20 protein-coding genes and 1 other annotated feature (1 of these 21 only partly in view) are annotated in these 21,828 nt (G+C 38.2%); of the genes, 6 read left to right on the top strand and 14 right to left on the bottom strand.

From position 1 onward, the window contains the following. Positions 1–182, bottom strand: a binding site (T-box leader); it reaches 25 nt to the left of the window's first position. The 5 genes from gltX to HMPREF2810_RS08665 form a co-directional block, all read right to left on the bottom strand. Then, entirely contained in the window at positions 181–1,638 is a 1,458-nt protein-coding gene (gene gltX, locus HMPREF2810_RS08685; protein WP_010706819.1) for a glutamate--tRNA ligase, read from the bottom strand. It overlaps the preceding feature by 2 nt. Positions 1,639–1,690: 52 nt before the next feature. Next, positions 1,691–2,164 (bottom strand): 2-C-methyl-D-erythritol 2,4-cyclodiphosphate synthase, encoded by a 474-nt coding sequence (gene ispF, locus HMPREF2810_RS08680; RefSeq protein WP_002367570.1) that lies wholly within the window; start codon positions 2,162–2,164, stop codon positions 1,691–1,693. An 18-nt stretch (positions 2,165–2,182) separates the two neighbouring features. Beyond that, on the bottom strand, positions 2,183–3,328 hold the full coding sequence (locus HMPREF2810_RS08675) for a PIN/TRAM domain-containing protein (RefSeq protein WP_002383500.1): 1,146 nt from the start codon (positions 3,326–3,328) through the stop codon (positions 2,183–2,185). Positions 3,329–3,428: 100 nt separating this feature from the next. Further along, entirely contained in the window at positions 3,429–4,799 is a 1,371-nt protein-coding gene (radA, locus tag HMPREF2810_RS08670; protein ID WP_002356050.1) for a DNA repair protein RadA, read from the bottom strand. Between the two features lie 78 nt (positions 4,800–4,877). Next, the gene (locus HMPREF2810_RS08665; RefSeq protein ID WP_002361472.1) at positions 4,878–5,363 is read right to left on the bottom strand and encodes a dCTP deaminase/dUTPase family protein; all 486 of its coding nucleotides are present in this window, start codon (positions 5,361–5,363) and stop codon (positions 4,878–4,880) included. Positions 5,364–5,682: 319 nt separating this feature from the next. Between HMPREF2810_RS08665 and proB the strand changes: the two genes are divergently transcribed. Both proB and HMPREF2810_RS08655 read left to right on the top strand, forming a co-directional pair. Further along, the gene (gene proB, locus HMPREF2810_RS08660) at positions 5,683–6,498 is read left to right on the top strand and encodes a glutamate 5-kinase (protein WP_010714974.1); all 816 of its coding nucleotides are present in this window, start codon (positions 5,683–5,685) and stop codon (positions 6,496–6,498) included. Beyond that, positions 6,485–7,738: a glutamate-5-semialdehyde dehydrogenase gene (locus HMPREF2810_RS08655; protein ID WP_002383503.1), complete on the top strand. Its 1,254-nt coding sequence runs from the start codon at positions 6,485–6,487 to the stop codon at positions 7,736–7,738. The genes proB and HMPREF2810_RS08655 overlap by 14 nt, the downstream gene beginning before the upstream one ends. 91 nt (positions 7,739–7,829) lie before the next feature. Here HMPREF2810_RS08655 and HMPREF2810_RS08650 read toward each other — a convergent pair whose 3' ends face one another. Continuing rightward, a complete protein-coding gene (locus HMPREF2810_RS08650; RefSeq protein WP_002383504.1) occupies positions 7,830–8,777 on the bottom strand; it encodes a helix-turn-helix transcriptional regulator in 948 nt (315 codons plus the stop codon). A 64-nt stretch (positions 8,778–8,841) separates the two neighbouring features. Here HMPREF2810_RS08650 and HMPREF2810_RS08645 point away from each other — a divergent pair, with 64 nt between their 5' ends. From HMPREF2810_RS08645 to HMPREF2810_RS08630, 3 genes are all read left to right on the top strand, one after another. Further along, on the top strand, positions 8,842–9,309 hold the full coding sequence (locus tag HMPREF2810_RS08645) for a VOC family protein (protein ID WP_002383505.1): 468 nt from the start codon (positions 8,842–8,844) through the stop codon (positions 9,307–9,309). A gap of 7 nt (positions 9,310–9,316) precedes the next feature. Beyond that, positions 9,317–9,826, top strand: a complete 510-nt coding sequence (locus tag HMPREF2810_RS08640) for a ClbS/DfsB family four-helix bundle protein (RefSeq protein ID WP_002383506.1) — start codon at positions 9,317–9,319, stop codon at positions 9,824–9,826. Positions 9,827–10,385: 559 nt separating this feature from the next. After that, on the top strand, positions 10,386–13,001 hold the full coding sequence (locus HMPREF2810_RS08630; protein WP_002383507.1) for a YfhO family protein: 2,616 nt from the start codon (positions 10,386–10,388) through the stop codon (positions 12,999–13,001). 36 nt (positions 13,002–13,037) lie between these two features. On the opposite strand, the gene mprF is transcribed toward HMPREF2810_RS08630, so the two are convergent. The 5 genes from mprF to HMPREF2810_RS08605 form a co-directional block, all read right to left on the bottom strand. Next, positions 13,038–15,629, bottom strand: a complete 2,592-nt coding sequence (gene mprF, locus HMPREF2810_RS08625; RefSeq protein ID WP_002383508.1) for a bifunctional lysylphosphatidylglycerol flippase/synthetase MprF — start codon at positions 15,627–15,629, stop codon at positions 13,038–13,040. 188 nt (positions 15,630–15,817) lie between these two features. After that, on the bottom strand, positions 15,818–16,198 hold the full coding sequence (locus HMPREF2810_RS08620; RefSeq protein WP_010714971.1) for a RidA family protein: 381 nt from the start codon (positions 16,196–16,198) through the stop codon (positions 15,818–15,820). 99 nt (positions 16,199–16,297) lie between these two features. Then, positions 16,298–17,512 (bottom strand): MalY/PatB family protein, encoded by a 1,215-nt coding sequence (locus tag HMPREF2810_RS08615; protein ID WP_002383510.1) that lies wholly within the window; start codon positions 17,510–17,512, stop codon positions 16,298–16,300. A 14-nt stretch (positions 17,513–17,526) separates the two neighbouring features. Continuing rightward, positions 17,527–19,095 carry a maltose/glucose-specific PTS transporter subunit IIBC gene (gene malX / locus HMPREF2810_RS08610; protein ID WP_002378674.1) on the bottom strand — a complete coding sequence of 523 codons (1,569 nt, stop codon included), beginning with the start codon at positions 19,093–19,095 and terminating at the stop codon, positions 17,527–17,529. A 148-nt stretch (positions 19,096–19,243) separates the two neighbouring features. Continuing rightward, on the bottom strand, positions 19,244–20,014 hold the full coding sequence (locus HMPREF2810_RS08605; protein ID WP_010714969.1) for a MurR/RpiR family transcriptional regulator: 771 nt from the start codon (positions 20,012–20,014) through the stop codon (positions 19,244–19,246). 197 nt (positions 20,015–20,211) lie between these two features. Here HMPREF2810_RS08605 and HMPREF2810_RS08600 point away from each other — a divergent pair, with 197 nt between their 5' ends. Further along, on the top strand, positions 20,212–20,415 hold the full coding sequence (locus HMPREF2810_RS08600) for a hypothetical protein (protein WP_002383512.1): 204 nt from the start codon (positions 20,212–20,214) through the stop codon (positions 20,413–20,415). 46 nt (positions 20,416–20,461) lie between these two features. Here the strand turns inward: HMPREF2810_RS08600 and HMPREF2810_RS08595 are convergent, their stop codons facing one another. The 3 genes from HMPREF2810_RS08595 to HMPREF2810_RS16235 form a co-directional block, all read right to left on the bottom strand. After that, on the bottom strand, positions 20,462–20,989 hold the full coding sequence (locus tag HMPREF2810_RS08595; RefSeq protein WP_002383513.1) for an HdeD family acid-resistance protein: 528 nt from the start codon (positions 20,987–20,989) through the stop codon (positions 20,462–20,464). Between the two features lie 266 nt (positions 20,990–21,255). Next, positions 21,256–21,633 (bottom strand): DUF956 family protein, encoded by a 378-nt coding sequence (locus HMPREF2810_RS08590; RefSeq protein WP_002356033.1) that lies wholly within the window; start codon positions 21,631–21,633, stop codon positions 21,256–21,258. A 15-nt stretch (positions 21,634–21,648) separates the two neighbouring features. After that, the coding region (locus tag HMPREF2810_RS16235; RefSeq protein ID WP_002418863.1) for a hypothetical protein at positions 21,649–21,828 on the bottom strand (180 nt) is incomplete at its 5' end.

The raw sequence follows: 21,828 nt of genomic DNA, 5'->3' as shown, positions 1-21,828 counted from the left end.
ACTTTTCTTCACAAGAACTAGCTCTTGCCTCGATACAGTTAACGCCTGCCGACGTCTTCGGTTACTTTTTTCACCGAAGCCACTCATAGATGCATTTCGACAAAAGATGCTCGCTGTTCTCACCACCCACAGCGTCTCTGAAATCCATCTGATTGTCTACTTCTTCTATTCTTTGTGTTTTTATAACACTTTATTTAAATGATCTAATGCTTTTTCTTTGCCTAATAATTCGATAGTTTCACCTAATTCAGGACCATGCATTTGTCCAGAAACAGCAATTCGAATTGGCATAAACAAGTTTTTTCCTTTAACGCCGGTTTCTTTTTGGACGGCTTTAATCGCTGCTTTAATACTTGGCACATCGAAAACGTCCAAGGCTTCTAATTGTTCTTTAAACGCATGTAACACAGTTGGCACTGTTTCTCCTTGCAAGAATTCTTTCGCAGCATCATCTAAAACTGGATGTTCATTAAAGAACAAGTTTGATAGTTCCACAATTTCAGCTGCATAACTCATTTGTGGTTGATACAAGCTAACTAATTGTTTTAACCATTCGATTTTTTCAGGAGATGGATTTTCTTCAACACGACCGTCAGCGACTAAATAAGGAATACACATATCTGTTAGTTCACTTAAGTCCATTTGTTTCATGTATTGATTGTTAATCCATTCTAATTTTTTCGCATCAAAGGCCGCTGGTGACTTGCTTAAGCGTTGTTCATCAAACAATTTAATCAAGTCTTCTTGTGAGAAGATTTCTTCTTCGCCAACAGGAGACCATCCTAGTAAAGCAATAAAGTTGAACATGGCTTCTGGTAAGTAACCTAATTCACGGTATTGTTCAATAAATTGTAAAATTGTTTCATCACGTTTGCTCAATTTTTTGCCAGTTTCTGAATTAATGATTAAGGTCATATGGCCAAAGACAGGTGGTGTCCATTCAAACGCTTCGTAAATCATTAATTGTTTTGGTGTGTTCGCAATGTGATCATCGCCACGTAAAACGTGAGAAATTTTCATTAAGTGATCATCTACTGCAACGGCAAAGTTATACGTTGGCATCCCATCGCGTTTTTGGATGACAAAATCGCCACCAATGTTATCTGACTCAAAAGTAATTTCACCTTTTACGATGTCATCAAATTTGTATTCTGTGTTACGTGGCACACGGAAACGAATCACTGGTTCTAGACCAGCCGCTTCTTTGGCTGCTTGTTCAGAAGGTGTTAAATTCGCACAAGTGCCTGCGTAGTGAGGCATTTCCCCACGAGCTTGTTGTGCTTCACGTTCTGCTTCTAATTCTTCTGGCGTACAATAACACTTATACGCACGATTGCTACTTAATAATTGATCAATCAATGGTTGGTAAATTTCTTTACGTTCTGATTGACGATATGGACCATATTCTCCCGGATGAGCAGGTGATTCATCCCATTCCATCCCTAACCATGCTAAGTTTTCCAACTGACTTTTCTCGCCGTCTTCGATGTTCCGTTTTTGGTCGGTATCCTCGATACGAATGATAAATTCTCCGTCATTATGGCGGGCAAATAAGTAGTTAAATAATGCTGTTCTTGCATTCCCAATGTGCAAGTGTCCAGTTGGACTTGGTGCGTAACGCACACGAACTTTCGTCATGTTCATTCCTCTTTCCATTTTTTAAAAACAGACGGTTTAACGTCGTTTTCAGTTATTTTTCCAATAAAGCAACGGCAATTGCGCCGATTCCTTCTTTTTTACCAACAAAGCCCATCGTTTCCATGGTCGTTGCCTTAATGTTCACTTGTGTGACCGCTAAGTGGCAACTCGCGGCTAGATTCTTTTTCATCTCTGCCAAGTATGGGCTCATCTTTGGCTCTTCCGCTAAAATTGTACAATCAATATTGCCAATAGTAAAGCCCGACCGCCCAACTTTTTCATTTACTTTTTTTAATAAGTTTACAGAATTCGCATTTTTGAACTGCGGATCGGTTTCGGGAAACAGTTGCCCAATATCACCCAGACCAGCGGCACCAAGGATTGCATCAATAATTGCATGTGTTAAAACATCGGCATCTGAGTGCCCTAACAGACCTTTTTCATAAGGAAGAGTAACCCCACCAATAATTAAAGGTCGTTGCGGAACTAATTGATGAACATCAAAACCTTGACCGATTCGAATCATACTAAGTCCTCACTTTGCTTAATTTTTATCGTTTTTAGGATGGTTATCCTTGCGATCATTAATCCCGCGACCCGCATGCGCCGGTTTGGCAAAAATCATACGCCCAGCTGCGGTTTGTAAAGCACTTGTGACGACCACTTCGATTTGCTCATTCATGTAATGCTGGCCATCTTCAACCACAACCATTGTGCCATCATCTAAGTAAGCGACCCCTTGTTGACGCTCTGTTCCAGCTTTTACAACCATCACATTCATCGTTTCACCTGGAATCACCACTGGTTTCACAGCATTAGCTAAAGCATTAATGTTTAAAACAGGCACATTTTGAAATTCAGAGACTTTATTTAAGTTGTAGTCATTGGTCACAACCACGCCATCTAATAATTTTGCTAATTTGATTAATTTACTATCTACTTCAGAGATATCCTCGAAATCTCCGTCATACATCTCAACGGAGATACCTTCTTCTTTTTGTAAAGCATTTAAAATATCTAAGCCACGACGACCTCTCACCCGTTTTAAACTGTCTCCAGAATCAGCAATGTATTGTAATTCATATAAAACAAAGTTAGGGATGAGCAAAACACCTTCTAAAAATCCTGTTTTCGCGATATCGTAGATTCTGCCATCAATGATGACACTGGTGTCTAAAATTTTGTATTTATGGAAGTTGTCTTCCACTTTACGTTCCAACATTTGTCCTTCGGCGTCTTCCGTATTTGCTTTCTTTTGGCGAGGTGTGAAAACTTTTTTCCATTCCTCAATCCGTGTTGTTCCCATTCGGAAACCTAAGTAACCCAGAATAATCATAACTAGAATTGGTAGTAAACTATTCACGACAGGAATTTGTAAGTTGTACATTGGAATGGAGATAATGACGCCAATTGTTAAACCAATGATGGCACCAATACTTCCAAATAATAAATAGGTTAAACTCATTTCATTTAAAGCTGCTTCGATTTTTTTGACAGCGGAAACAATATACTTTGCTAACCCTAAAGATAAAATAAAGAAAATAATTGCACCGATTAATCCGTTCGTAAAGTTATTGTTTAACCAACTGTTATTGCCTTGCTTAGCCATTTCCCAAGCCATGGGGAAAAGAGAAATTCCTAAACTTGCACCAGCAATGATCATCAGCAACGTGATGATTCGTTTTTGCATATAGCCATCCTCCTCGTTTATTTAATAAAGACGTCTAGTGTTGTGGGGCGTATAAAAATCATACGCCACCAACAACCTAAACGGATTATTTCTACTTTCATTATTTAAAAACTTTTCTTAACGTTTCACCAATTGTTGAAACGCCAATAATTTCAATCCCTTCAGGCGCTTCCCAGCCACCAAGGTTATTTTTAGGGACATAGACTTTTGTAAAGCCTAGTTTTTGCGCTTCACGCACTCGTTGTTCAATACTATTCACGCGGCGGATTTCACCAGTTAAACCAATCTCACCAATGAAACATTCTGAAGATGAGGTTCCTTTTTCTTTATAGCTAGAAGCAATACTGATTGCTAACGCTAAATCAATAGCTGGTTCATTAATTTTGACTCCACCAGCCGCTTTTAGATACGCATCCTGGTTTTGTAATAAAAGGCCTGCCCGTTTTTCTAAAACCGCCATGATTAAAGAAACGCGATTAAAGTCCAACCCGGTGGTCGTTCGCTTGGCATTGCCAAACATCGTTGGGGTAACTAACGCTTGGATTTCCACCAAAATGGGGCGTGAACCTTCCATTGCTACCACAATCGAAGACCCAGTGGCTCCTTCTAAACGTTCTTCTAAAAAGACCTGAGAAGGATTCATAACTTCAACCAATCCATGTGTCTGCATTTCAAAAATACCAATCTCATTCGTTGAGCCAAACCGATTTTTGACAGCCCGTAAAATTCTAAAGGTGTGATGCTTATCTCCTTCAAAATAAAGAACCGTGTCTACCATATGTTCCAACATCCGTGGCCCTGCGATAGACCCTTCCTTCGTTACGTGTCCGACAATAAAAATGGCAATCCCATTCGTTTTTGCCAGTTTCAATAATTCGGCAGTTGTTTCTCGGACTTGACTGACACTACCAGCAACGCTGGTAACATCTGGCTGCGTCATTGTTTGAATCGAGTCAATAATGACATAATCTGGTTCTAATTTTTCAATGGCTCGTGATATTTCGTGCATATCTGTTTCTGCGTATAAGTAAAATGTCTCGTTGACGGTGCCTAGACGCTCCGCTCGTAATTTAATTTGCTCAGCACTTTCTTCACCAGAAACATATAAAACCGTGCCACCTGTGGCTGCTAATTGTTGCGATACTTGTAAGAGCAATGTTGACTTACCAATTCCGGGATCGCCACCGATTAAAACTAACGAACCTGGGACAACGCCACCACCTAAAACCCGATTCAGCTCCACTAATTCAGTTTTTACACGAGGCTCTTTTTTAGGTACGACTTCAGATAGCCGTTGTGGTTGTGTCTTTTTACCAGTCAAACTTACTCTAGCACGACGATCAGAAGTATCTTGAATAACCTCTTCCACCATCGAATTCCATTGTCCACAATTAGGACAGCGGCCGAGATATTTTGGAGACACATACCCACAGCTTTGACATTCAAATTGAACTTTTGCTTTTTTTGCCATGTAGAATCTCCTTATCTGTTGTTTATTTTAACATTTATTAAATGGTTTGAATAACGTTGCCTACTGAAAAAATGGGCTTTATTTTTGTCCAGACGAACCAAAACCGCCCGTTCTTTCTGCCTCGACTTGGTCATCATCCGCTAATAAAAACGGCTTAAAAATCCCTTGGCCAATTCGTTCACCTTTTTCAATGACAACATCTTCATATCCAAAGTTTAAAAATTGGAACATGATATGTCCTTCGTTATTCTCGTTATTATAATAATCACTGTCAATGACTCCGACACCATTCGCTAAAAGTAGGAACCGTTTTAGCGGGTTCGAAGAACGACTCACCAATTCTAAATATTCAGAATCAGGCATATACGCCTTAATTCCTGTTTTAACTAAAATTGGTTTAGGATTTTCTCCAGCTTGTTGTAACTTCCAAAGACTTGGTACAACGACCGTTTCGGCTGCTTGAAAATCATACCCAGCGGCACCTTTTGTTGCTCGTTGTGGGACACTCAAGCCCTCTTCTTGATACTTAGAAATAATCTCAAAACCACGTTGTTTCATATTCATTCTCCCCTACTGTCTAAACTACTCCTATTTTACCATAATCTCTGATACTCTGGTTGTTTTTAGTAAGTTTCTCATTTCTAAAAGCCCAGTTAATCTAGACTACGCAAAAAAGAGGAGAATTTTTGTTTATTTTCCTTCTTTTAGTCTATCATCTTCTCTTAAAATAAACAGACCAAATCCCAAAAAGTCCCAAGATTCCCTCAAAAAGTTCACACTTTCATTAAACTTTCTTTACTATTCATTATTTAGCACTTTCTAGTAGCCGCTGATTTTGTTATAATGAGTGTCAAATTTTACTGTAAAAAGAAACGAGGCACTTATGAGAAACAAACTCCAACAGGCCAAACGAATTGTGATCAAAGTCGGAACCAGTTCTCTGATTTATCCCAATGGCAATATTAACTTAAAAGCAATTGATCAATTAGCCTTTACTTTGAGTGATTTAAGCAACCAAGGCAAAGAAATTATTTTAGTTTCTTCTGGCGCAATTGGTGTCGGACTGAATAAATTAAATCTATCTGTGCGCCCAACGACAATTCCAGAACAACAGGCAGTCGCTGCAGTCGGCCAAGCAGAATTAATGAACATTTATAATCAGCGGTTTTCAACCTATAGCCAACAAATGGCACAAGTTTTATTAACTCGTGATGTTATTGAATATCCTGAAAGTCGCAATAATGTTACCAATACTTTTGAACAACTCTTAAAAATGAATATTATTCCTATCGTCAATGAAAATGATACTGTCGCAATTGAAGAATTGGATCACTTAACCAAGTTCGGGGATAACGATCAATTGTCAGCCATTGTCTGCCAAATTGTTCAAGCTGACTTGTTAGTTATGTTATCAGATATTGATGGTTTCTTTTCAGATAACCCTACTGTCAACAAAGAAGCCACGTTATTTTCTGAAATCAATGAAATTAATAAAGACTTGTTCCAATTAGCCGGTGGTAAGGGGAGCCGCTTTGGCACTGGTGGGATGTCTAGTAAATTAAAAGCTGCTGAACGTGTGTTAGCTAATCAACAGGCGATGATTTTAGCAAACGGAAAGCAGCCAAAAATCATCTTTGAAATTTTAGAAGGAAAAGATATCGGTACGTTATTTATTAAAGGAGGGCATGAAAGTGACTGATTTAAAGCAACTAGGGCAACAAGCTAAAGAAGCCTCTTATACGCTAGGCTTGATGGATACTCGTCAAAAAAATACTTTGTTAAACAAAATGGCCGCAGCCATTGAAGCCAATGCGCCCCGCATTTTACAAGCAAACGCATTAGACTTAGAGCAAGCCGCTACCCACGGAATTTCTGAAACAATGCAAGACCGCTTACGTTTAACAGAAGAACGGATCACAGCGATGGCCGAGGGCATGCGCCAAGTCGCTACTTTACCCGATCCAATTGGGGAAGTAGATAAAATGTGGCGCAATGAAGCGGGGCTGTTAATTGGGCAACAACGCGTGCCTTTAGGTGTTATTGGAATTATTTATGAATCGCGGCCAAACGTGACAACAGATGCCGCTAGCCTTTGTTTCAAATCGGGAAATGCTGTTATTCTTCGAGGCGGAAAAGAAGCGTTTCACTCCAATCAGATATTGGTGACAATTTTACAAGAAGCGCTAATACAAGAAGCCGTTTCTCCCCATCTCATTCAATTTGTTGATGATACTTCTAGAGAAACAGCCCAACAACTTATGCGCTTAAATGACTACTTGGACGTCCTCATTCCACGTGGCGGCGCCAACTTAATCAAAACTGTTTTGACAACGGCCACTGTTCCTGTTATTGAAACGGGCACAGGCAATTGTCATATTTACGTGGACAAAGACGCCCAGTTAACAATGGCAACTGAAATTATTGTCAATGCTAAATGTCAACGTCCTTCTGTCTGTAACGCCGCCGAAACGTTATTAATTCATCAAGAAGTGGCTGAAGCCTTTTTACCAACAATTGAAAAAGCCTTGAAGGAGTTTCACGTGGAACTTCGGGCAGATGAACGTGCGTTAGCAATTTTTGAAGAAGCCATTCCAGCGACTGAACAAGATTGGGAAACGGAATTTCTCGACTTTATCTTAGCAGTGAAAGTCGTTGATTCTTTAGACGAAGCCATCCAGCATATTAATCGCTACAATACAAAACATTCCGAAAGTATTATTAGTGATAATTACTTTGCCACACAACAATTTTTACAACAAGTGGATGCAGCCGCTGTTTATGCGAATGCTTCAACTCGTTTCACGGACGGTTTTGAATTTGGATTTGGCGCCGAAATCGGTATTAGTACGCAAAAATTACATGCCCGTGGACCTATGGGTCTAGCAGAGCTTACTTCGACAAAATATGTTATTTATGGAAATGGGCAAGCACGTTCTTAGAAAGAAAAACCCTTGATTTAAAAATCAAGGGTTTTTCTTTCTCCTCCCCAATGTGCATCTTTACACATGGAATTGTTCACAGTTCCACAATCTATTCTTGATATTTTTTTTGAATCCTCATTATACTTTCTACATATGCTTGTTTCACTTGGACTGGCTCTAAAATTGTCACTTCTTCACCAAAGCCCATAAAATAGTTGGCTAAAAATTGTGTTTCTGTTGGATGAATCTGTCCAACTAAAAAACACTCCGTGGGCGTTTCTTCCAACTGAATATTGTCAAAGCGATGTTTATAAAAAAATTCTTTGCCTTTTTCTGTAATGATTGCTTTAAATGGAATCGTACGTGCCGTCGTTTGTTGATGGCGATACGATTCTTTCAATTCTTCATTCGTAAAATCCAGTGTTTGGTTTAACTGCTGAATAGCCTCCATAAAATCACAGCGGTAAGTACGCCAAGCCTTTTTAGTCACATCATAGCCTGAACAATACCAATACCCTTCTAAAATAGTTAACCGGGTTGGTAAGATTTTTTTCGTTGTTGCTTCATATCTGGTATAGTTAAACTGAATTACTTGTTGCGCCAAAATACAATGAAACAGCTGCTCTAAATTGCCTGGTGCTTCTACTTGTTCAATTCCTTCGTAATAGACGACCTTACTCATTTGACTGATTTTAAATTGGGTTGGTTCATCTAAAGAATGCAATAATTTTTGCTTAATCTGCTGATAGGAATGACCAAACGGTGACTCTGCGACTAATTTCAGTAATTGTAACGAAAAAAAGATCGCTAACACTTCGTTTTCATTAAAATAAATCGGCGGCAACAACGGTTTGTTTAAAACTCGATAGCCACCATAACGACCATTCTCCACATATAGCGGCACGCCTAAATTTTCCAAAGCTTCAATATCCCGCAAAGCTGTGCTTTTAGAAATCCCAAAAGTTTTCATTAACTGATTTAAATTAAACTGAGGATGGGTTCTCAAGAAAAAAAGTTCCTGATTTAAACGTTCTGATTTTTTCATTTTTCCCTCCATCGGTGTCACTTTTTGACACCTTTTATTGTTATGCTTATCTTATCAATCTTAGGAGGTTCAAACAATGAAAAACACACAATTTGCCCTTTTTATGGTCTTAAATGGACGAGCAACGGAAGCCTTGACGTTTTACCAAGAAGCCTTTGCTGGTGATATTCTTTTTAAAATTACTAATCAAGAATTTAAAGAGCGCTTAAATCCTTCTTTGACCATTCCCGCTGGCGAAGAACACTGGCTTTCTCACTCGATTTTACAAATGGACACTTTTCAATTACAACTAGCTGATAATCCTTTATTTGCAGGAATGAATACCACGCCCACAGAACAATTGACCCTCAGCTTAACCGTCGACAGCCGTCACTCTGCCAAAACAATTTTTGAAAAACTCACGTGCCATCCCGAATCCTGTATTATCCAAGAACCAATTGAAAATGAATTTGCAACATTTTATGCGATTGTGAAAGATCCTTTTGGTTTAGTCACTCAAATTACTCATGAAAAACAAGCAGATCCTACCAAGAAAGGACGTTAGCCGAAGAATGCGAACCTATGAATCAAAAGAAGCCTTGATTGAGGCCATTCAAATAGCTTCACAAAAATATTTAGCTGAATTTGCAGAAATTCCTGAAACACTTAAAGATCACCGAATTGAAACAGTAGCTAAAACACCTTCAGAGAACTTAGCCTATCAATTAGGCTGGCTCAACTTGCTGCTTTCTTGGGAAGAACAAGAACAACGTGGTCTGACCGTTCAAACGCCAGCTGAAGGTTATAAATGGAATCAACTGGGCGCTCTCTATCAATCATTTTATCAAACCTATGGACAAATGAGTTTAGAAAGTCAGCTGATTGCGTTGCAAGACATCTTAGAAAAATTACTTCATTGGATTGCCTCGCTTTCCGAAGATGAATTATTTTTACCTCAACAACGGGCTTGGGCGACCACCAAAGCACAATGGCCTCTTTGGAAATGGATTCACATTAATAGCGTTGCCCCTTTTACTAGTTTCCGAACGCAAATTCGCAAATGGAAAAAAGCGTGTCTTTAAAAAGTTATCCACATTTTTTCAAAAAAAGCTTGACAAGCATTTTTAAATTCTCCACAGAAAACTTTGTGGATGAAATTTCTTGTTTTTTCCAAAAAACTTTTCCACAGTGCTTATTTGTTCGACATTAAATCTTTGTAAATTCTAGAAAAAAGAAGATGAAAACGTTGTTTTAATAACGTTTTCATCTTCTTTCAATTTTATGGGTTCCTTTACTTTTAGCAAGCAGGACTTCTGAACTTACGTCTATTTTTTTTAGCAACTCGAAAACTTATCCTTGTGGATAAACCGAGATAAAAAGCTCTTTTGTGGTTTTCAACAGAGTTATGCACAAAGTTATCCACAAGGTGTTTTCAGCAATTTTTCGGAGAATATTCGTTTCGGAGAATATTCGTTGTTTAATCTGGTGATTTAGCATTTGAATGTCAATCTCTTACTACTAATTCTTCTTCACTCCACCCTTAGGATCCTAATAAAATTTTAAAGTTTTTCTTCTATTGGTACATCAAATAAAGAGTATGATAAACTATAGGTACTTTCGAAAAATCAGGTGAGGTTATTTATGAAAAATAAAAGTAGGCAGTTTTTAAAAAACAACTGGCCTTATATGTTAGCCAGTTTCTTCATTCCATTTTTAATTATGGCAATTATCTATTTGAGTATTGGGATTTATCCAGGAAGTAGTCGCAGTGTTTTAGCCAGCGATGCCTTTTCTCAATTTTCAAACTTTCACGCAAGCTTTAACAATGTTCTTCATGGAAAACAAAGTCTTTTCTATACGTGGAATGCTTCTTTGGGATTAAACTACTTGTCCTTAATTTCCTATTATCTTGGTGGCTTATTTACGCCGCTCGTCTTTTTCTTTAACAATCAAAACATGCCTGATGCGCTCTATTTCCTAACGTTGTTGAAAATTGGGAGTGCTGGCTTGAGTTTTTGGTTCTTGGCAAAACAAACCTTTAAGATTCCTAAATGGTCCCATGTGACTTTAAGTGTGTCTTATGCGCTAATGTCCTTCATTGTGGCCCATTCAGAATTAATTATGTGGCTGGATGCCTTTATTTATCTGCCACTCGTAATTTTAGGAATTCATCGTTTAATGGACCAACGAAAGCCGACATTATTGTTTGTCAGTTATTTCTTGCTTTTCATTACCAATTATTATTTTGGCTTTATGATTGGGTTGTTTTCCTTCCTGTACTATTTTGCACGAACGTTTACAGACTGGCAACGATATAAATCTCGAATCGTTGCGTATTTTACTACTTCTCTTTTAGCTGGTGGAGCATCCATGATTATGGTCTTACCTGCTGTCTTAGATTTACGAACCAATGGTGAAACTCTTTCTGAAATTACAACCTTTAAAACAGAAGCGACTGCCTTTTTAGATATTATTATGAAAAATATGATTGGCGTTTACGATACAACCAAATATGGGTCCATTCCTTTTATTTACATTGGGTTGTTGCCTTTGATTTTTTGTCTCTTCTATTTCGTTACGAAAGAAGTTCCATTGAAAAACAAACTACTTTTTGGCAGTTTGTTTGTCCTATTGATTGCTAGCTTTTACATCACGCCCTTAAATTTATTCTGGCACGGTATGCATGCGCCGAACATGTTTCTTTTCCGCTATAGTTTCCTCTTTTCATTCTTAGTTATTTTGCTTGCAGGTTATGGTTGGGAGAAATTTGAAAAGGATGATCTCGGCGTCTTAAGCGGCTTGATTTTGATTCTTTTAGCAATTTTTGCTCTTGCAATGGGCACAAAAGGTGCTACTAGTTATACGTATGTGACTTTAACCTCTTTCGTACTAACAGCAACTTTTTTACTATTATACTTTTTCGGAATTGCTTTTTATCAATTGAAAAAAGCGCCTATGCAATACTTAGTGATTTTGTTATTGCTGCTCGTTTCTGGTGAAGCAATCATTAACACACGGGCGATGGTCACTGGTATTTTAGATGATTGGAACTACGCATCACGTAGCTTGTATTCTGAACCTTATCCTGACCTAAAAAATCTAGTCGATCAGACAAAAAAAGAAAATGATACCTTTTACCGCTTGGAAAATTTAAATGGTGTTTCGGCCAATGACGGCATTAACTATGGCTACAGTGGCATTAGCATGTTTTCTTCCGTACGGAACCGACATTCTTCAACATACCTAAACGCCTTAGGTTTCCGCTCACGAGGCACGAATTTAAATATTCGTTACCAAAATAATACCTTGTTAATGGATGCTTTGATGGGCATTAAATACAATATTGCTGAAAACAATCCAATGAAATTCGGTTTTGAACGACAAGCTGCTGCTGGTAAATATCAACTTTATCGTAACGAAAATGCTTTGCCGTTAGGATTTTTAGCAAACAAAGAGATTTACAATGTCCGGCAACCTCTCAATGATAATTTAGGTAGTCAAACAAATTTACTAAATGCTTTAGCCAATACCAATGAACGGTATTTTACCTTTTATCAACCAACGATGACGCTTCAAAATAACGTGACAATTACGCAAAATACAGCTGGCGTAACTTTTACGGAGAAACAACATAACGTAGCCAAAGAGATTTCTTATACAGTCAATGTGCCCGCCAATACGCAAGCTTATTTGAGTTTATTCCCAACGGATTTTGCTCAATTGGAAAGTTCCACTGCGACGGTCACCGTGAACGGCTCAAGTCAGCAATCACAAATTGGCATTACTGGCCAATATTATAATTTAGGTTACTATCCCAAAGATACAACTGTTAACTTCAAAGTAAGTTTTTATGGAACCAAAGCAGTAAGTTTTGTTCAGCCGCAAGTGGTTGGCTTAAATACCAATGCATTTGAAAAAGCCATTTCCGCCGTACAAGAAAAAGGCGTTGATTTAACCACTGGCAAACGCTCTGCTTCAGGTACTTTTACCGCCGACAACGATCAAGTACTCGTCACTACAATTCCTTATGACAAAGGTTGGCGTGTCAAAATTGACGGCAAAAAAGTTACCCCAAAAGCCTTTAAAGATGCCTTTCTAAGCGTTCCTGTCAGCGCTGGAACCCATACTATTCAGTTCTCTTATTTACCAGAAGGATTGATTCCTGGCATCGTGTTATTCGTTCTATGTACTGGTGGTTTCGTTGCATACGTAACCTTGATTCCTGCTAGACGAAACCGTAAAAAAGAAGACAAATAAAAAATCACGCGATGGCTAAGTCATCGCGTGATTTTTTTAAATTTCAGTCATTGCTTCTTCCACAAGCGAAACACTTTGATGTCTTCCTTTCGTAATCAACAAGGAAAGTTGCACAAAAGCAAAGAGTACACTGGTCCGCTTAGGATAAGCAAAATAACGAGGTTGCCAACTAGTGACATATTGTTCTTTGCGCTTGCGTGTATCTTGAAACGCATAAATTTGATAACTATACTTGTAAAAAATATTAACAAAGCGTTCTTTTAAGAAAGAGTACTTGCTCTCCCCTACGTTAGCCAACGGCGCCATCCCAATATCAATTAATTGATAGCCCTGCTGTTGATAGGTTTCAATAAAATGAGTGAACAAATATTCTCTAGTAAAAGCAGGTGCTTCTGAACGAATACGTAACAAATCATACGAAATACTTTTGCCTTTTTCCATTTCTTTTCCCGTAATAAAACCGATGACCGTTTGTTTCTGTCTCACCAAGCCCACACTACTGCATTTCAAATACTCGGGATCCAACCGTCCACCAATAAAGTAGCGCTCTTTTTGATTCCGTGACCAGTCCGCAGAAACTCGTTCTAACTCTTGATATAAGGCATCACTAATCGTTTCGGGATAAAATTCAAACTGAAAATCCGCTGCTTCTGCTGCTATTTTTTCAGTCACTGTTTCCGTCCAGGCTGTTTGATTCACTGTTGACGGCTCATCAAATTGAATCAAGCCTTCTTCCCCAACTTTCATAAATTCAAAGCCGCAATCGTGAAGATTCATAACATATTCTTCCGAGATACGATAAAAAACTAATTGATAACCTAACAAATCAGCTTGATCCATAAACGCCAGTGTCGCCGCTGTCCATTTCTCTCGGTGCCCAATTGGATCCGCCAAGACAAAGCATTTATTAAACTTCATTTGAAACCCAAAAAGTACTTGATCTTCGCCTTCTTCTTGGTAGTAAAAATGACCATAATCCTTTAAATACAAAAATTGACTGCCTTCGTTGCCACCAAATTTTTCCAAAAAGCGTGTCAACCGCGCTTCTTCAAACCCCTCACCTAAAGTAACAGTTGTTTCGGCTAAATATTGATACAAAAAGAATAAACCAATCAAGGAAATACTTAATCCAATCAATCCGTTAAACCAAACATCATCTGACGGAAACAACAAAAAGTGATTGATAACTTGATTGCCACCAGCTGGTCGTGCGGCGTAATAGCCAGCAACCGCATAACCGATAAACAAGCAGCCAAACAAAATACTATCTACCGTTAAAGCGCCCCATGAATAAACAAACTTTTCACGATAAAATTCTTTACGAGCCAAAATAACCGCCAATAAAATAACGGCATAAACAGCAATTAACTGCCACGAAGTCGTTCGTGCCACCGTATTTACAATACAAAATCCTAGTAAAATAATTGTAGGCCAATAAGCTTTTTTCACTTTCATAGAAATGCCTCGAGCTAAACCTAATAACAAGAATCCTACAAATAAATTCAATGTTTGATCTAAAAAATTAAAAGAAAAGGGAAGTAACACTTGGAATAAACGACTGACATTCGACAAATTCGTCACAGTCGATAATAGAACCATCATAATTCCTGCAAAATATAACGCCGCCACCAAAATAAAATGCGCCACTTTTTGTGAAAATAACCGAGGTAAATTATCAAAAAATTGATTAACTTTCATGCCTGCTTGTTGCAAGAACAAAATAACTCCTGTCATAAAAGGCGTCACATAATAGAACAAACGATAATACAACAACCAGACGACCGCTTGTGATCGATCAATCCCTAATTGTGATAAGCCCAAAATCATTAAGACATCAAACGTTCCCATACCACCAGGAACCATAGTTAACATCCCAATCAACGTAGCGATAACAAACATTGGGTAAACAGAAACCATCGAAACTGGCACCTGCATCAAGCGACCTATCATCAAGAAAGCAAACATTCCACCTAGCCATTGACCTAATGAAGCGCCGAATAAAAGGAGCACCGCTTTTGGAAAAAATGTTTTAAACAATGTTCGCCGTTTTAAATACGTGAAAAACCAGAGCGCGGGCGCAATCAGGCTGCCCAATAATAACCAAACCCAATATTCACGAAAAACATTTTGGGTTCGAATAAAAAATAAATCAACAAACGCCACAAAAGATAAAATAGATAACCCTGAAATCAAGAACAGAGCAACTTTTGAGACCGTTGCTACAACCTTGCCCCGCGGTACATCTTTTCCGTAAAAATTAATCCGTAGCGTTGCCCCAACCACGCCGCCAAAACCCGCTAAGTTATTAATGGTATTAGTGACCCAAGCCGAAGTTAACCAATCCATTCGTTTCATTGGTGGCTTACCTTCTTTTTCCAATAATTTAACGACTACATAGTCATAAAGGAGCATTGGAATAACCCCTAACAGTCCTGCCAAGACCATACCAATTAAACGTCCCGTACTTTGTTGTTCCATCGTGGAAAAAATATCCGCCCAGGTCATGCCTTGAGCGATATGTGTCACTTGGTTAGCCACGAAAACTAATACAGAACCAAGAAAAATTAGTTTCAATAATAAACTGTGTTCTTTCAACCACTGCGTTAGTTGGCTAATATTTTTTTTCATCTTATAGCCTCTTTCATATCTCTTTTCTATTCATTTAACTTTCGTTTTATCGATTTTCTTCCATGGTAGCCTATTTGCTGAAAATTTTCCAGCACGGCTAGACATTTTGGCTGAATCGTATTGTTTTATTGAAAAAAAGAGTGAAAAAAATCTAAGACGATTTTTTCTCACTCTTTTAACTGTATTTTTTACGCCACTACTTCTGCGATAATCTCAATCTCCACCAACACATCCATCGGTAATTTAGAGATTTCAATCGTTGTGCGTGCAGGATATTCCGCACTAAAATACTCAGCATAGACTTCATTGAATGCCGTGAAATCCGCCATATTTTGTAAATAGCATGTCGTTTTGACTACATGAGCAAAATCACTACCAGCTTCTGTTAAAAGCCCTTGAATATTTTTCAGTACTTGATTGGTTTGTTCTTTAATCGTTGTCCCAACCACCTTGCCTGTTTCAGGATCCAGTGGAATCTGACCAGAAGTAATCAATAAACCATTCACAATTTTTGCTTGTGAATATGGCCCAATTGCTTGTGGTGCTTGCTTTGTTTTAATTGTTTTCATTTCTTTTCCCCCAGTAAATGACAAGTTGTTACTTTTTGTTATTTTATTTGTTTCTATTTTTCCATTGTACTGCAACCATTTTCGGAATGCTATCTTTTCTCAATTATTCCCAAGCGCTGATGTTGTGCCATCCTTTTGTAAAACAGCTTCAAAACCTTGGCGCATCCTTTCAAGTCCCTCGTGTAGTTTTGCTTGCGAACAGCCAATATTTAACCGTAAAAATCGCTGTCCATTACCGCCATAAATTGAGCCGTCCATAATGGCGACTTTCCCCACAGAAACTAAAGCCTCTTGTAAGCGGGCCACATCTGGAACTGCCGCTGATACGTCCAACCACATTAAGTAAGTGGCTTCCAGCTCCGTCACTTTAATTTTTGGCAAATATGTCTGTAAAAAATCTTTCACGTAACGTTGGTTCTCCGCTAAATAATCATTCAACTCGTCAACCCAAGTACCACATTTTTGATAGGCCGTCATGGTTGCTAGCATTCCCAAAATACTTGTTGATGATAAACCATCGGCATTTTTTAATTTGAGCTGAAAAGCGTCACGTAATTCGTTATCTGGAATTAGGGCGTAAGCAAAAATCAGCCCTGGAAAATTAAAGGTTTTCGTGCCACTGGTAATAATGGCAGATTTTTTATAACCAAATTGCGTAATTGGTCGATGAACTTGGCCTTTATTAACGATATCCATATGAATTTCATCAGAAAGTAAAAACACATCATACTGTTGGCACAATGAAACCATTCGCTCTAATTCCCATTGCTCCCAAACACGTCCTGTTGGATTATGCGGGGAACATAAAAGCAAACAGCGATTTTCTGGTTGCGCTAGTTTTTTTTCTAAATCAATAAAATCAATGCTGTAGCGCTTCTCTTGATAAAGCAGTTCATTTGCCACTACTTGCCGCTTATTTTCCTGAATAACTTTAAAAAATGCATCATACGCAGGTGTTTGTAAAATAATGCCCTCCCCTTCATTAGTTAATAATTGGATCAACGCAGAAATCCCATAGATAACGGTCGGGGTATACATAATCCAGTGTTCTTCAATCTTCGTCTGGAATCTTGTCTGGTACCACGTTTGAATTGCTTCTTTTAATTGCGGATGGTTCCACCTCGTATAGCCAAATACGGAATGTTTCAAACGCTCCTGTAATGTTGCCAGAACTGCCTCTGGCACAGCAAAATCCGTATCGGAAATAGTGAAGGGAAGCAAGTCCGCTTCCCCAAATCGGTCTTCTACAAAATCCCACTGTGTACAATACGTTCCTCGTCGATCAATTGCTTTATCAAACGACACACTCTTCACCTTCTGTCTTTTTTCTAACCTAAAATCATCTCTAATTGATTACGGACCGTTGTCACTTTGGTTCCGATAATCACTTGCACATTCTGCGCATCTAAATGCACGACGCCTAAAGCCCCTAATTGCTTTAATTTGTCATCATCTACTTTATTAGCATCTGCTAACACTAAACGTAAACGCGTAATGCAATTATCAATAGCTTGAATATTCTCTTGCCCACCCAAAGCCGCTAAAATCCCAGGCGCATCATAGCCACCCGTTTTCTTATATTGAACTTCTTGATCGGTATATTCAGTCTCATCTAAGACCTTGTCTCGTCCAGGTGTTTTTAAATCAAAGGTTACAATGACTGTTTTAAAGACGAAATAATAAACAACAAACCAGATAGCGCCGACAATGAGAACCCACCACCATTTTGTATAAGTTCCTTGTAACAAGCCAAAAATAACAAAGTCCAGTAGCCCGCCATCAGTGTTTCCAATCACAACACCCAATAAAGCCATTACCATGAAACCTAGACCAGTCATAATGACATGAAACAGCCATAATAATGGACTAATAAATAAGAATAAAAATTCAATTGGTTCTGTAATGCCAGTGATAGCCGTAGCAATTACACCTGAAAGGAGTAAGCCTTTAATCTTATGTCGATTCGCCGGAGCTGCAGTATGATACATCGCAAGCGCCGCCGCTGGTAAGCCAAAAATAAAGGTCGGCATTTTCCCTTGTGACAAGAAAGCTGTTGCGCTTGGTGAAATCGGTAAATTATTTTGCAATTCTGCATAGAAAATATTTAACGCACCAAACACTTCTTTGCCAGCCACCACCGCTGAACCCCCTGCTTCAGTAAAACGAATCATGGAAACCAAAATATGATGCAACCCAAACGGTAACAGTAGACGTTCCCCTGACCCAAACAGAAAAGGCCCAAAAATACCAGAACGTTGGATAAGTTGGCCAATCGCCATAATCATTAGCGCGAAAAGTGGCCAAACTAACGGAATGACTAAGCCCACGAAGGCCATCACTAATGAAGTAATAATTGGCACAAACCGTGCGCCAGAAAAGAAGGCAAAACTATCTGGTAGTTGCACCGTATAAAATCGATTATGCAACTTATAGACAATAAGCCCCGCGATAATTCCACCGAGAACGCCCATTTCAATCGTTTGAATCCCAAAAACCATTCCTTGGCCAGCTTCCCGCAACTGTTCAGGATCCACGAGGCGATTCGTCTGCACTAAATAGAAATTAATCGCTAAATTCATCACCGTATAGCCTACGAAACCTGAAAACGCAGCAATTCCTTTTTCTTTCCGAACTAACCCCAACGGAATGGCCATTGCAAACATGACAGGTAAATAGGCAAACGCAAAACCACCAATTGTCGACATAAATTGGAAAATAATTTTTACTGCGGGCTTTCCTAAAAACGGGATTGTTTCAATCATAGATTCACTGGAAAAAGAACTTCCTAATCCCAACAAAATCCCCATAAAAGCTAATAAAGCCACTGGCAACATAAACGTTTTGCCTAATCCTTGGAAAAACTCCCAGAAAGTCGCTTTCTTTTTCTTTACTGCCATTTCTTAACTCCTCCATTCATTCTTTACAAAACTAAAAATGATTGCGTTTACATTCATTGCCCTCATTATAACTAGCCCAAAACAAAGAAAAAAGAGGCTACACTTTTTCTGTATCCCCTTACATCATTTAGTATGGTGTTGCATAAAATTACCGCGGCTGCTTTGCCTCTGCGTACATTAATAAAACCGTATCGAACAAACAAATGACAGCAATTCTTGAACTTAAATCCACGCGCTGATGATAACGTGTCGTCCCTTTGGCAAATAACGTCGTCGTCGACAATTTTTCCAAGGTGCTTCCTTTAGTCGAAATCAAACTAATCATCGGCACTTGCTGTTCCTGCGCTACACGTGCATACGCTAAAATCCCCTTAGTTTCTCCTGTATAACTGACAAAAATGGCTAAATCCTGTCCATCCAGATTCTTAACTGCTGCCGCTTGTTCATCCCAATCAGATCGTGCATAGGCTTTTTTTCCTAAAAATGTTAGCTTTCGTGCAAAATCAGTACAAATAGGAAAACTGCCACCAACACCGAACACTTCAATCGTATTCGCGCACTCAATCATTTTTAGCATTTCCGCGACTTTGGCTTCATCCATCTGTTGAAAACTATCTTGCACGTTGGCGATCAATTGTTGCGTAATGGCTTGAAAACTACGACTATCGCTTTCTGTGCTCTCGCTCTGCACCGATTGGACGATCGCATATTTTAATTCTTGGAAGCCTCGATAACCTAAGTGTTTGGCTGTCCGAGAAATAGTGGCTGTTGAAACAAACAACGCCTGCGCCACCTCATAAATGGTTTGTGAACTAATTTCCGTCATATGCGTCAAAATATAATCCAGTACTTGATTTTCAATTTTACTTAAATCATTTCGTTTCTTTTCTAACAAAGCGATTAATCCCTCAGTCGTCATCCAATCCCTCACTTTAAATCCTTTTTTATAATTATACACCAGAATATTCTGATTATTTCAATCAGAAAGTCCAAAATAACCAACAGCGGCTCCATCATTCGCCAGAGAAAAAAATCAGCCTTCCGATGGAGGTGCTTGTTGCGCATTCTTGCTATACTCTGTATATAGAAAACAGGAAAAATTTGGAGGTAGTACGTATGAATAATCAACGACCAATGTTTATAAATATTCTTTTAGTGGTCCTTTTATTTTTAGTTGTCGGTTCACTCTTTAGTGCCGTTGTCGGTATCGTGGGAAGCTTATTGTGGCTAGCAGTAAAAATTTTAGTTCCCGTAGCGATTATCGTGTGGCTTGTTCGAACAATTTCGGGAAATAATGGCAACTGCCACCGTCGTTATTAAAAAAAAACAGGTTTTCCTTTTCGGAAAACCTGTTTTTTTACTTCTTTTATCTAAAAGCATATACAATATTGCTAATACCAAACATCATAAAGTAAAAGCCAACTAAGAAGCTTAAAGTTAATGCTGAAGACAATGGATTAAATAATAACATTACACCTAAGATAATCCCTAAAACATCAACAATTAATGTGAACCAGAAGTAACCTGTGCTTACTCGTTTAGCAAAATCTAAAGTAAATAAGCCGAAAATTGAGTCGAATAAAAACCAAATTGCAAAAACAAATGGTAACACAGCGACACCAATATTTAAGTTAAACAATAAGTAAACACCAATTAGGATATCAATAATCCCTAAGATGATTGGTGCATAAGCTTTGTAGCCTAGCAATTCTTTCATACGATTACGTACAAAAATTTCGAAAATCCCTTTAATAATAGCAAAAATCGCAAAAACCATCACAATGGCAATTAAATTACCGGCAGGATTTTGGAAGGAAATTAATGCAGTCAGAACAAATAGAATTCCTAATACTAATGAACCCCAGTCTATTCCATGATGTTGTCGTTGTTCCATGACACTCACTCCTCTATAAAATAATTTATTACACTTATTATGTTACTACTATTTTATATGTTGTCAAATATTTTTTATATTTTATAAAAACTACTCTTACAATAAACATATTTAAAAAAACAAAAAAACATTAATTATCTTTTTTTGTATAAAATTCAGACATTTTTGTATAAATAAAAGTAACATCACCATTGCTTTCCGTCAATTTATCCCACAAAAAAACCGCTACTTTTTCATCTAGTTTATAAAAAAGTAACAGTTATAAATTATTTTTTCTTTTTCCCAATCGAGAGGATCCCTCTTTTTATGACATCAAAGAAACTCAAAGATTGGACCATGTGATCTGGATCAACATATTCACGAATAGCTCGTAACACTCGCTTCGGCTCTTTTGAAGCAAACGTATACGTCCCATTTTTCTTGGTTTGAATCGCATAACGAGGAATCCATTTTCCTTTGAACATTACTGAAGCCAACACGTAATCGACTTCTTCCCACGGAATTTGGATAAACTTACGTGGATCTTTGGCATGGTAAAATTCAAACCCGCGGTCACCTATCATAATTTGTCCATAATCTGTTAATCCTGTAAATGCCGTCGCATCTATAACTAAATCAACTTTTGTGTTTAATGATTGTACCATGTTATCTGCTCCATTTCATTCGACTAATTCCTCTTTATTATACGTTTCTTTCCTGATCGAAACAAACAAAATTACATCTTTGTTTAAAAAAGCGGAAGAAAAGTTTCTCGACTTCTCTTCCGCTTTTTTTGTTCCAGAATCAAAAACTGATAAACGGCGGAAACAGAACCAGCTCCTTCGGAAATAAGCCGAAAT

It is taken from the genome of Enterococcus sp. HMSC078F03 (genome assembly GCF_001811595.1).
Taxonomy (GTDB): domain Bacteria; phylum Bacillota; class Bacilli; order Lactobacillales; family Enterococcaceae; genus Enterococcus; species Enterococcus faecalis.
This window is presented reverse-complemented; position numbering and strand designations above follow the sequence as displayed.

Bases quoted from the DNA above. Each gene is read 5' to 3' on its own strand.
- gltX (WP_010706819.1), bottom strand. From the start codon at position 1,638: ATGACGAAAGTTCGTGTGCGTTACGCACCAAGTCCAACTGGACACTTG.
- ispF (WP_002367570.1), bottom strand. From the start codon at position 2,164: ATGATTCGAATCGGTCAAGGTTTTGATGTTCATCAATTAGTTCCGCAA.
- HMPREF2810_RS08675 (WP_002383500.1), bottom strand. From the start codon at position 3,328: ATGCAAAAACGAATCATCACGTTGCTGATGATCATTGCTGGTGCAAGT.
- radA (WP_002356050.1), bottom strand. From the start codon at position 4,799: ATGGCAAAAAAAGCAAAAGTTCAATTTGAATGTCAAAGCTGTGGGTAT.
- HMPREF2810_RS08665 (WP_002361472.1), bottom strand. From the start codon at position 5,363: ATGAATATGAAACAACGTGGTTTTGAGATTATTTCTAAGTATCAAGAA.
- proB (WP_010714974.1), top strand. From the start codon at position 5,683: ATGAGAAACAAACTCCAACAGGCCAAACGAATTGTGATCAAAGTCGGA.
- HMPREF2810_RS08655 (WP_002383503.1), top strand. From the start codon at position 6,485: ATGAAAGTGACTGATTTAAAGCAACTAGGGCAACAAGCTAAAGAAGCC.
- HMPREF2810_RS08650 (WP_002383504.1), bottom strand. From the start codon at position 8,777: ATGGAGGGAAAAATGAAAAAATCAGAACGTTTAAATCAGGAACTTTTT.
- HMPREF2810_RS08645 (WP_002383505.1), top strand. From the start codon at position 8,842: ATGAAAAACACACAATTTGCCCTTTTTATGGTCTTAAATGGACGAGCA.
- HMPREF2810_RS08640 (WP_002383506.1), top strand. From the start codon at position 9,317: ATGCGAACCTATGAATCAAAAGAAGCCTTGATTGAGGCCATTCAAATA.
- HMPREF2810_RS08630 (WP_002383507.1), top strand. From the start codon at position 10,386: ATGAAAAATAAAAGTAGGCAGTTTTTAAAAAACAACTGGCCTTATATG.
- mprF (WP_002383508.1), bottom strand. From the start codon at position 15,629: ATGAAAAAAAATATTAGCCAACTAACGCAGTGGTTGAAAGAACACAGT.
- HMPREF2810_RS08620 (WP_010714971.1), bottom strand. From the start codon at position 16,198: ATGAAAACAATTAAAACAAAGCAAGCACCACAAGCAATTGGGCCATAT.
- malX (WP_002378674.1), bottom strand. From the start codon at position 19,095: ATGGCAGTAAAGAAAAAGAAAGCGACTTTCTGGGAGTTTTTCCAAGGA.
- HMPREF2810_RS08605 (WP_010714969.1), bottom strand. From the start codon at position 20,014: ATGACGACTGAGGGATTAATCGCTTTGTTAGAAAAGAAACGAAATGAT.
- HMPREF2810_RS08600 (WP_002383512.1), top strand. From the start codon at position 20,212: ATGAATAATCAACGACCAATGTTTATAAATATTCTTTTAGTGGTCCTT.
- HMPREF2810_RS08595 (WP_002383513.1), bottom strand. From the start codon at position 20,989: ATGGAACAACGACAACATCATGGAATAGACTGGGGTTCATTAGTATTA.
- HMPREF2810_RS08590 (WP_002356033.1), bottom strand. From the start codon at position 21,633: ATGGTACAATCATTAAACACAAAAGTTGATTTAGTTATAGATGCGACG.